Below are 11636 nucleotides of genomic sequence, written 5' to 3'. Positions count from 1 at the left end.
AGTGTTAGTATAAAGGCCAACGCTAAACTCCTGCTTAATAGTTTAGTAATTTTATTTTTCATAAATAAATAGGTTGTTAATTGTTAATTGTTTTTCTGTTCTAGGTAATTTGTTCTAATGAATTTGGTTACTAAGGTTTGTGTTTTGTCATGGATAAAGTTTGGTGTTTATTAAATTAATATAATTTACATACTTTAATTGTCATATTGTAAATAGTATCTATATAATTTACAAATATGACAAATCAAATATAGCTTTTAATTTAGAAGAGGAATATTTGTGTACTTGACAAAAACTTGACAAGGTTAAAGTTGTTTTTTTAATTCGTTGATTTGTAATTGTTTAGGCATTATGTATGTTTGTTTAAATAGATTTTATATTTTGATTAGGAATTATTTTAATCGATCTATTGAGTAGAACAAATACCCTTTTTAAGGAAGTTTATAAGGTGAATTTACCTTATAAAATCTGAATAGGGTATAAGTAGTACATAAAAAAAAGCCTCTGAGAATAAACTCAAAGGCCTTAATTATTATGCTAATTTTATATTGACACTTTCCTAGAAAGTATTTAGGTGAAATTTTATGGATTATTTTTCTCTTTAAAATCCAGCTGCTTTTCTAATTTTTTTAGGAAACTTTTTTATTGGTCGTATAAAAACCTCTTTTACATAGGCTTCAGCTCCTTCAGATTGAATTTGAATCTGGCCAGAGGTTAGTTTATTTCCATTTTTATCTTTTGCATCTGTTAAGGCTAATACCACCTCTCCGTTTACAACATGAATAGCCGTATCATCTAATACATATAAATCTATTCTTGTCCATTCTCCATGAGGACTTTCCGTATCAATAGACCTTTTTGCTCTTTTAGAAATAGTCTTACTTTTAGGATCCCAACGATTATTTGTTTGAGGAACTTTAGCTTCTGTACCTGCTAAAATATATAAATCTCCAAAATCTTCTTCTTGAATTTGTAATTCCAAACAACTTTTCCAAACATTCCAAAAAGCGCCATGTTCTCCATGACAATGGTATAATAGACCATTATCTCGTTTTGCATTTAAACGAGGAGCCCACTTTTTTTCACCCCATTTAAACAGCATTGTTAAATGATAATTGCTATATGATTTCTTACTTGTTAAACCCGCGTAAGCTTCACCAGATATTTTCATAACAAGTGCATCGTTTGCTTCTTCAGAAACTTTAAATATACCTAAAGGATCTCCCAAACCGATAGCTTCAACAGGTTTTCCGTCTGCAGGTACCACGTATGTGTCTGGTATGTTTTTTAATGATTTATCAGGTACCCCTGTCCAAACTTCCCATTTAGTTAAATTTTTATCTAACATCGTTTCCCATTTAGAAGAAGAAACCATTTTAGACGGACCTGTTTTTAATTTCTGACTGTTTGCTGAAAAAGCAACACATACACCGAGTAATATTGTAGTAATAGTTTTCATTGTAATTAGTTATTTTTTTAGTTCAAATTTTCTTTTTGATGATTTTGTTGCAGTCGGGAAATCTGTAGGGATTTCTTGGGTAACCTTTCCGGTTGCTGCCCATTCTACACCTCTTAAAAAAGAAACTTGAAAACCTACACTTTCAAAAGATAATTGATCATGTCCTAAAGTTGTATGAAAAATTTTCCCTTTTCCGTATTCTAAAGCCATTAATATAGGCTCATGTCTATCTGTAGGTGCTTTACCAGAAGCATCTTTTCCGGTAGCTAAAATCACCATGTTTTCTGCAGGACCACGTAATTTTGAATAACATTCATCTTTTGTTGTTAACCAAACTTTAGGCATTCCTTTTGTTATTGGATGATCTGTAACTCGTATGGTTATAGGGAATTCATTTTTTGGTCCGTGAGCGCCACTTCCGCCTGCAGAAGTGTCTCTAACCAATTCGCCTTCATTGGTATAATACACATAAGGTCCATCTTTTTCGCTACGATTTCCCCATCCGCCTAAACCAATCATTTGGTTGTAAGCATTCCATTCAGGAAAAGAATTATCGGCAGCATGTACAGAAACAAATCCACCACCTTTTTTCATGTATTTCTCGAAGTTTTTCTGAGTTTTTTCTGACCAACTAGCAGCTTTCCAACCAAAGTTGGATACAATTACATCGTATTTTTTAAATTTCGGACAAAAATCTGGGTCTGTCTTTGGGGTTTTAGAAATCGTACGTTCTCCAACACCAGCAAGTGGTAAATATTCTTTTTTACCTTCAGATTTCCAAATATAATTAGAGCGTGCAATGTCTACAGTAAACAAACCAGAATCTTCTAAATATTGTTTCATCATAATTGTAGACATTGGCCAAACACCATGATTATTTTGTCCGTCTATAATCAATACTTTAATTTTAGCATGTATACTTATTGAAAACAAGATACAAATAGATAACACTATAATTTTTTTCATATTCTAATAATTTTGTTCTTAAAAAAGTGAATTTACTATTTTCCTTTCCAAATTAGGTTCAATTTATTTCATAACGGTATTTTAAACATAAAAAGAGAATTAGTACACTATTTATTGGTAATAATTCTCTTTTAGTACATTTTATAATTCACCTTGTGTGTTTATTACGGTGTACATTGTTAGTCTAAAGGTTGTATAGAAAAACCATACTCGTACTTTTTTGGTTTTACAAGATATTCTGCATGTGGTTCTGCTCTATGAGACCAGGTATTATCGCCACCAACACCCATTTGAATAAGGTCTACATTTACCGTTAATTCCTTTCTGTCTATTAGTTCGTTGGTGTGTGTTGCTTCTTCTATGTTTTTTGTGGAGTATTGTAATACACTAAAATTTAATGGCTGATTTCCTGAAATATGGATTCCTTTTTTAGCAGCGTTTTCTAAAGAAAACCATTTTGTACCCATATGATTCCCATATTCTTGCGGAACAACATAATCATAATTCATGGTAGTAGCATTTGCCTTATAAAGTCCGAAGAATGCACCAGTTTCTCTATCTTGATAATTGGCTTGTGGTCCTTTACCTAAATACGTTACATTTTTATATTGATTAGAAATATCAAATTGCATTCCTATTTTAGGAATATTTGGTGCAGATGCATCAATATCCGCTTCATAGGCAACTTGTAGTTTTCCATCACCAAAAAAGGTGTATTGTAAACTAATTGCTGTTTTGGGGTTTTTAATATAACCGCGTACGTTTATAATTACCTCTCCGTTTTTAGCGGTTTTTGTTGTAATGTTTTCAACTATAAAATGATCAGCAGCCGTTAGCCAATCTCTTTCATTTGTTTGTTTTTTTGCTCTTCTGTAAGCAGCATCATTTTCAGTTTCTGGTCTCCAGAAATTCAATTTTAAAGGCGATTTTAAAAGAGCCGTACCTTTAAAACTATAATCGGTGATATAACCAGAATTTTTATCAACTGTAAAAGAACTTTTTGTATTTTTTATATTGATGTTTTTAGCTGATTCTGTTACAAGTAGTGCTTTATGTTTTTTTGATTTTGTTACTTTTTCTTTCGCTTCATTATTGATGTTAAATTGCTCTTCAAAAACAACAAAGCCTTTATCCGCATAAAAAGTAGAATTCTTTAATTTTCCTTTAAAAGTGATATAATAGGTACGACCAGCTTTAAATTTTACTTTTTTAAGGTTGATGTTTATTTTACGAGTAGCCTTTGGTTTGGTTGCAATGCTTTCTATAGAACCCGATAAAATAGATTTTCCATTTTCTTCTAATTGCCAAACAATATCATAAGTAGCAAGATCTAAAACTTGATGTCTATTTAAAATTTCAAATGCACCTTTAGAGGCATCAATAGCTTTTATAACCACTGGCTGGTTTACTTTTTTACATTCGTAAATTTCTGGTTTTGGTGTTCTATCTGCGGCAATAATTCCGTTTATACAAAAGCTACCATCATTTGGTGTGTCTCCAAAATCGCCTCCATACGCTAGAAATTCTTTTCCATTTTTATCTTTTTTTACAATTCCTTGATCTATCCAATCCCAAATGTAACCACCTAAAGCTCTATCATTATTATGAATAACATCCCAATATTCTTTCATATTCCCAACAGAATTTCCCATTGCATGGGCGTATTCACACATAATTACGGGTCTTTTGTCAAAACTGGTGTTATCAATAAGTGCTTTGTATTCAAATGGCTGTGGATACATTCTGCTCAACATATCTACCCATTTAGGATCTGTAGGATTCCCTTTACTAAGTTTAGCAAATTTGTTTTTGTAACGAGCATCTGTTGCATCACCTTGTGCACCTTCATAATGTATATATCTTGTAGGATCCATTTCTTTTATCCAACCCGCCATTGCTGCGTGGTTTGGTCCCATTCCAGATTCATTACCCAAACTCCAAAATACAATACTCGGGTGATTCTTATCACGTTCAACCATTCTAATTCCACGTTCTAAAAACGTTTTTCCCCAAGATGGTTCGTTAGATAATTTACCTCTAACTCCATGTGTTTCTATATTTGCCTCGTCCATAACATACAAGCCATATTTATCGCATAATTCATAGAAATATGGATCATTAGGGTAGTGAGAAGTTCTAACAGCATTAAAATTAAACTGTTTTAACAATTTAACATCTTCTTCCATATCTGCTCTAGAAACTACTTTTCCGTTATTTTGGTTGTGGTCATGTCTGTTAACACCAATCATTTTAACAGGATCTCCGTTCACTAAAAATCGGCCTCTTTCATCAATTTTAAGGGTTCTGAAACCTACTTTGGTGCTTGTAAATTGTATGTTTTTCCCGGTATCATCTTTTAAGGTAAATAATAAGGTATACAAATACGGCGTTTCTGAAGTCCATTTGTTTGGAGAGGCTACTGGTATTTCTATCATTTCGAATGGAACATTATCGCGCTGCGGATAAAATTCTCCAAAAAACTTTTTAAGTTCTATGGTGTTTTCTTTCCCGACAGGTTTTCCTTCAGCATTTAATAATTTACTAGTAAGCGTCCAATTATCTACAGTTGTATGTAGTGGATCTGTACCAAAATGGCCAATTTTTTCTATGTATTTATTTTTGATGTTGGCAATAAACTCAGGTCTAATTTGTAAAGTACCGTCTTTGTAATTGTTATCAAGTTTTGTTCTTACTGTAAAATCAGACAATCTTACTTTAGGCACTGCTTGTATATACACATCTCGTTCTATACCGCTCATTCTCCAATGATCTTGAGCTTCTAGGTAACTACCGTCACTCCATCTAAAAACTTTTACAGCAATTTTATTCGCTCCTTTTTTAATGTGTTTTGTAATATTAAATTCAGATGGAAGTCTGGTGTCTTCAGAATACCCTACAAATTCACCATTTATCCAAACATAAAAAGCAGACGATACGCCACCAAAATGAAGAATAATATCTTTTTCATCCCAATTTTCATCAACCGTAAACGATTTTATATAATGACCAACTGGGTTATCATGATGATTTATAAAAGGAAAATCACTAAAAAAAGGATAGGTTGCATTGGTATAAATTGGTGTTCCGTAACCACGCATTTCCCAATTAGAAGGAACGTCTATGTTTTTCCATTTTGAAGCATTAAAACTTACACCTTCAAAATTTTCAATACTTTCAGATGGTTTTGCTACCCAGTTAAATTTCCAATCGCCATTTAAGCTTTTAAAATACTCAGATTTTTCTCTTACATTTTTAATCGCTAAATCTTCATTTTCATAAGAGTAAAATGTAGCATGTGCTTCTAGTCTATTAATTTGATTCACATTTTGGTTTTCCCAATCATTTTGTTGGGCAAATAGGAACGTAGAAATAAAAAATAGGGTTAACGTTAAAATGTTCTTCATAATTAGAATACTTAAAATTTGTGTTAGAATTTTAACAAATATCCAATATATAAATGATAGGTATAATTACAAATGGGTGTTTGAGTATAACAGATGTTTTAAATGATGGTTATTGAAGATATTTTAGTCCTAAAATAAATAAGTGACTGCGTATGGATTTCTGAAATTTAGAGATAAGGAAATTATCAACTGAATAAGTTTAAGTTGTTTTAGAACCTTTTAAAACAAGCATGATTTTATAGTATATAGCTTATGAAAACCATTTGTTCTATATTTTTAGACATCACTTATTAAATGAAGTATATCATCAATTTATATTTACACCATTAATTAAGAAAAAAGCAATATCGATTTGAAAACTCACCTAATCAATTGTCTTAGAGAATTAAAAGAGGGTACTATTAGGCAATCAATACATGTAAAAAGGTAAAGCTTGGTTTTTTGAATATGGATATTAATTACCTTATTTCTGTTTAGTTTGATAATCAATAATTAGCAAATGTGTAAATTTTTAGTCAAGTTGATAAAAACTGTTGTTAAGAACTATTGTACTAGTTTTAACTCAAAAATTAATTATAAAAGTGTATTTAAAATGAGAAAGTGTTTTCAATTATTATTTATAGTAAGTTTCTTTTTCTATAATTGTGATAGAGATTTGGTGAAAGATGAAATTCATGAAACGGATTTTAACTTAAATTGGTCTTTTTATTTATCACAAGAAAATAAAGAGATAGCTACGGTTTTAGAAAAAGACTATAAAGCAGTAAATCTTCCTCATGATTGGGTTGTAGAACAATCTTTTGATTCTACTATGGTTAAGGATGCTTTTGCAACCGGCTATTTAAAAGGTAAAGGCTATGGTTTTTATAAAAAAACGTTTGATGTTTCTTCTAACGAAAACCAAGAAACCTATATTCTTTTTGATGGTGTTTATAACAATTCTGAAACTTATATAAATGGTAAAAAGTTAGGTGTTCATCCATATGGATATTCTCCTTTTTACTACAATTTATCGCCTTATTTAAATAAAAATGGCAAAAACAATGTTATTACGGTTAAAGTTGATCATTCACGTTTTGCAGATAGCAGATGGTATACCGGTGCAGGAATTTATAGAAATGTAAAATTAATTACTGTAAATAAATTGCACATTCCTATTTGGGGAACTTTTATAACGACACCAAAAGTATCCAAAGAAAATGCTACTGTTTCATTAAAAATAAATATTGAAAATAATTTTTCTTCGGATGAAATAGCAACAATAAAAACAGTACTTATTGATGCAAATAATAAGCAAGTTGCAGAAGAAGTTTCTCAAATTGAAATTCCAAAAAATTCATCAAAAGAAATTATACAGAATATTAAGGTTTTAAACCCTGTATTATGGAACATAGAAAATCCTCATTTGTATAAAGCAATTACATCGGTAGAAAAAGACGGAAAATCGATTCAAAATTATACAACTTCATTCGGAATTAGAACCATAAAGTTTGATGCTGATAAAGGCTTCTTTCTTAATGGAATTAACTTGAAGATAAAGGGTGTTTGTTTACATCACGATGGTGGTTTGGTAGGTACAGCAGTACCAAAAGGTGTTTGGAAAAGACGTTTGCAAATTTTAAAAGATGGTGGTGCAAATGCCATTCGTATTTCTCACAATCCTGCATCTACAGAGTTTTTAGACTTATGTGATGAAATGGGCTTTTTAGTACAAGATGAGTTTTTTGATGAATGGGACAATCCTAAAGACAAACGTTTTAATCAGAATGAATCTAAAAGCACAGACTATATTACAAGAGGTTATGGTGAGCATTTTCAGGAATGGGCACAAAAAGATTTAAGAAATGTTATGTTAAGTCATAGAAATCATCCATCTATTTTTCAATGGAGTATTGGTAATGAAATTGAATGGACATATCCTAGAAACGCAAAAGCTACCGGTTTCTTTAATAATATGAGCTGGAGCGGAAATTACTTTTGGTCAGAACCACCTTATTCTATAGAAGAAATAAAGCATCAATTAGCAACGCTACCAACAGAGAAATATGATATTGGTAAAACAGCTCAGAAACTGTCTAAATGGACCAAAGAATTAGATACAACAAGACCTGTTACGGCTAATTTAATTTTACCATCTGCAAGTCATTTATCTGGGTATACAGATGCATTAGACGTTGTTGGGTATAGTTATAGACGGGTTCTGTATGATTACGGACATAAAAATTATCCTGATAAACCTATTATGGGAACAGAAAATTTAGCGCAATACCACGAATGGAAATCTATTATGGAGCGTCCTTTTATTTCTGGAACGTTTTTATGGACAGGAATTGATTATATGGGAGAAATTAGAGATCCTTGGCCTGTTAGAGTGCAACCTTCTGGAATGTTAAATTCAGCAGGATTTACAAAAGGTTCTTATCATATGATGAAAACTCTTTGGAACTATGAACCACATATCCATATTGCAACTCAAAATATCCAAAAATCTTTGAATAAAATTGATAAAAAAGGGAATATTGTTGCGAAAGACTCAGAAAAATGGAAACATGCATTGTGGGAATGGCAAGACGTAAACGAACATTGGAATTACAAAAAAGACGAAATGATTTCTGTGGAAATTTATTCTAATTGTAATGAAATTGAATTGTTTTTAAATGATACATCTCAAGGAAAGAAAAAATTATCTGATTTTGAAGACCATATTTATAAATGGGGAATTCCGTTTGCTAAAGGTAAATTGGTTGCCAAAGGAATAAAGAACGGTAAAGAAATTTCAGAAGAAATTATAACGGCTAAACAAGCAACTAAAATTACACTATCATCAGAAGAAAAAAATATAAAAGCAAATAATTATGATGTTGCACATGTTGTACTTCAATTAACAGATAATGCAGGGAATCCTGTGAAAACGGATAATAGAAACATCACTTTTAAAATTGAAGGGGAAGCAAAATTACTAGGTATTGATAATGGATGGAAAAAAAGTGTAGAGAAATTTCAGTCTAATATTGGTACAACTTATAACGGAAGAACTCTTTTAATAATTCAGGCAAAAGATAAAAGTAGCGAAGTAAAAATTACTGCGTCTGCAGAAGGAATACAATCGGAAACAATAATAATAAACATTCAATAAATATGAAATTTAAAACATCAATAAAAGGATTTTCATTTATTTTATTTCACTTAATAACAGTCTCTTGTGCATCTTCTCAAGATGCGGGATTAGATGTAGAGTTGGATGTGAAAGTTGATAAAATAAAAAACATTTTAGATAATAATCGTCCAGAATCCAATGAATATTGGGAATATTTAAAAGATTTTTCAGATGAATTTAATTATGTAGGAAAAAACACAGACTTTCAAAGTAAATGGAAGGACACTTATTTTAATGGATGGAAAGGACCTGGATTGACAGAGTGGACTACAAATAATTCTGATATTAAAGATGGTAATTTAGTAATAAGTGCATCACGAAAACCGGGAACCAACAAAGTGTATTGTGGTGTAATTTCATCAAAAAAACAAATTATATACCCCATATATACAGAAGTTAGAGCCAAAATAGCGAATCAAGTTTTATCCTCTAACTTTTGGTTTTTAAGTGATGATGACAAACGTGAATTAGATATTTTAGAATGTTACGGTGGAGACAGAGAGGATGAAAAATGGTTTGCATCCAATGCTTCTTCTAATACACATGTTTTTGTTAGAAACGAACAAACCAATACAATTATAAAAGATATAAATAAACAAGATCATCATAATAATGAAGAAGGAAAACCTTGGAGAGAAGAGTTTCATACCTACGGTGCTTTTTGGAAAGATGCCAACACTATTGATATCTATTATGATGGAAAATTAGTAAGTGAAATAAGAAAAGAACAGATTCAAGATCCAGAAAATCTAGGCTTGGATAGAGAAATGTTTCTAATCATAGATTTAGAAGACCATGATTGGAGATCAAGTCAAAATCCACCAATTACACCTACAGATGCTGAACTTTCAGACCAATCTAAAAATAAATATTTAGTAGATTACGTAAGAACATTTAGACCAATTATAAAATAATATAAAACATGAAATTAAGAATTTATTTAGCTTGCTCAATTATAATAATGAGTATAATTAGTTGTAAAAACGAAACAAAATCAATTTCCAATTCGCAAGAAATTGAAATTACAGATGCGCAACAAGATTTTTTAGGAATTACAAATAAGAAAAAATTAAGTGCAGCCTCTAAAAGAGCTTTAAAATGGCCAACAGATTTGGGTAATGAATGGTTTTTTGAGTATTCTGTGTATGATTTAAAAGGAGATTTAGCCTATGAAGAAGGTGTTGTCAGAAGAGATCCAAGTGCCTTAATTAAGTACGATGGTAAGTATTATGTTTGGTATTCTAGAAGTGTTGGGCCTTCGCAAGGTTTTGGTGGCGATGTTGTAAAAGACAAAGTTTTCCCTTGGGATAGATGTGATATTTGGTACGCAACTTCTACAGATGGTTTAACTTGGAAAGAAGAAGGATTAGCAGTGGCTAGGGGAGAAGCGGGAGAATATGATGATAGATCTGTGTTTACTGTAGAAATTATGGAAACTGGTGGGAAGTACTATTTATGTTATCAAACCGTAAAGAATCCTTATAGTGTAAGAGTTAAAAATCAAGTAGGTTTGGCTTGGTCTAACTCACCAAATGGACCTTGGGTTAAAAGTAAAGAACCAATTTTAAGTCCGGCAGATAACGGAGTTTGGAAAGGTGAAAAACAAGATCGTTTTGCAGTAGAAAAGAAAGGAGATTTTGACAGTCATAAAGTACATGATCCTTGCATTATTCCTTTTAATAATAAATTCTATTTGTATTATAAAGGTGAACAAATGGGAGAAGCAATTACATTTGGAGGTAGACAAATAAGACATGGTGTTGCTATAGCAGATAATCCTGAAGGACCTTATGTAAAATCTGAATACAATCCTATTTCTAACAGTGGACACGAAATCTGCGTATGGCCTTATAATGGCGGAATTGCAGCTTTAATTACAACAGATGGTCCAGAAAAAAATACTGTACAATGGTCTCCAGACGGAATAAATTTTGATATAAAATCAGTTATAAAAGGAGCACCACATGCTATTGGATTAGATAGAACTGCAGATAATGAGAAAGAACCTACACAAATTTTACGTTGGGGATTAACGCATGAATATATGAATTCTGATTATCAATATATACGTGGTTTTAAAACATGGAGAATGGCACAGCATAAGGCAAAAGGAGTAAAGTAGTCTAGTAATTACTGCAAGGAGTTTATTTTTAACTCTGTAGAAATATGTTTTATATAAAATAAGATATATTTCTACAGAGTTTTATTATTTTATAACATTATTGTCAGATAAAAGACCTCGTTGCTTTTATAATCAAGACTTGATTCTAATTAACTGACAAACAGGAGTAACTTAAATCAAAAATACAACTCATTTAACTCTCTTTTATTAATTATAATAGTAAGGTGTCATTTTCAAAAACTCTTGAAACCTGATACTTTATTAATGTTTCTAAAACCATAACGACTTTTAATTGGACACCAATGATTATAAAAGTATAATAATTTCAGAAATGTCTTTTAAGAAAGGAGAGGAGTTCTTATAACGTTAATTGATGCTCTAAAAAAAACGTTAACAATAGAAAATATTTAAGCATTTTAGAGTAGTAAATTATTGATGGTTTTTAATAAACAGTAAGTTTTTAAGACAACGTACTCATTAATAATCCATTTTTTTTAATAAAATTCCCATTTTTATTTCTTTACATTA

At 31.0% G+C, this 11636-nt stretch carries 6 protein-coding genes; 3 read left to right on the top strand and 3 right to left on the bottom strand.

Annotated features, from left to right (window positions below):
* Positions 1-601: 601 nt before the first annotated feature.
* The 3 genes from JOP69_RS06495 to JOP69_RS06485 form a co-directional block, all read right to left on the bottom strand.
* The gene (locus JOP69_RS06495; RefSeq protein ID WP_203395005.1) at positions 602-1459 is read right to left on the bottom strand and encodes a DUF1080 domain-containing protein; all 858 of its coding nucleotides are present in this window, start codon (positions 1457-1459) and stop codon (positions 602-604) included.
* Between the two features lie 9 nt (positions 1460-1468).
* A complete protein-coding gene (locus JOP69_RS06490; RefSeq protein ID WP_203395006.1) occupies positions 1469-2425 on the bottom strand; it encodes a ThuA domain-containing protein in 957 nt (318 codons plus the stop codon).
* A 179-nt stretch (positions 2426-2604) separates the two neighbouring features.
* Positions 2605-5829 (bottom strand): glycoside hydrolase family 2 TIM barrel-domain containing protein, encoded by a 3225-nt coding sequence (locus JOP69_RS06485; RefSeq protein WP_203395007.1) that lies wholly within the window; start codon positions 5827-5829, stop codon positions 2605-2607.
* Positions 5830-6421: 592 nt separating this feature from the next.
* On the opposite strand from JOP69_RS06485, the gene JOP69_RS06480 reads away from it, so the two are divergent.
* From JOP69_RS06480 to JOP69_RS06470, 3 genes are read left to right on the top strand one after another with little or no spacing between them, the layout of a single operon-like run.
* On the top strand, positions 6422-8965 hold the full coding sequence (locus JOP69_RS06480) for a glycoside hydrolase family 2 TIM barrel-domain containing protein (RefSeq protein ID WP_203395008.1): 2544 nt from the start codon (positions 6422-6424) through the stop codon (positions 8963-8965).
* A 2-nt stretch (positions 8966-8967) separates the two neighbouring features.
* Positions 8968-9900: a family 16 glycosylhydrolase gene (locus JOP69_RS06475; RefSeq protein ID WP_203395009.1), complete on the top strand. Its 933-nt coding sequence runs from the start codon at positions 8968-8970 to the stop codon at positions 9898-9900.
* Between the two features lie 47 nt (positions 9901-9947).
* Positions 9948-11108 carry a glycosyl hydrolase gene (locus tag JOP69_RS06470; protein WP_249989413.1) on the top strand — a complete coding sequence of 387 codons (1161 nt, stop codon included), beginning with the start codon at positions 9948-9950 and terminating at the stop codon, positions 11106-11108.
* Positions 11109-11636 lie beyond the last annotated feature (528 nt).

Source organism: Polaribacter sp. Q13 (assembly GCF_016858305.2).
Lineage (GTDB): Bacteria > Bacteroidota > Bacteroidia > Flavobacteriales > Flavobacteriaceae > Polaribacter.
The sequence above is the reverse complement of the archived record's forward strand: the minus strand, read 5'-3'. Positions and strand labels throughout refer to the sequence as shown.

What these genes read in the sequence shown, in the direction of transcription:
- JOP69_RS06490 (WP_203395006.1), bottom strand. Translation starts at nt 2,425, where the DNA reads ATGAAAAAAATTATAGTGTTATCTATTTGTATCTTGTTTTCAATAAGT.
- JOP69_RS06470 (WP_249989413.1), top strand. Translation starts at nt 9,948, where the DNA reads ATGAGTATAATTAGTTGTAAAAACGAAACAAAATCAATTTCCAATTCG.
- JOP69_RS06480 (WP_203395008.1), top strand. Translation starts at nt 6,422, where the DNA reads ATGAGAAAGTGTTTTCAATTATTATTTATAGTAAGTTTCTTTTTCTAT.
- JOP69_RS06485 (WP_203395007.1), bottom strand. Translation starts at nt 5,829, where the DNA reads ATGAAGAACATTTTAACGTTAACCCTATTTTTTATTTCTACGTTCCTA.
- JOP69_RS06475 (WP_203395009.1), top strand. Translation starts at nt 8,968, where the DNA reads ATGAAATTTAAAACATCAATAAAAGGATTTTCATTTATTTTATTTCAC.
- JOP69_RS06495 (WP_203395005.1), bottom strand. Translation starts at nt 1,459, where the DNA reads ATGAAAACTATTACTACAATATTACTCGGTGTATGTGTTGCTTTTTCA.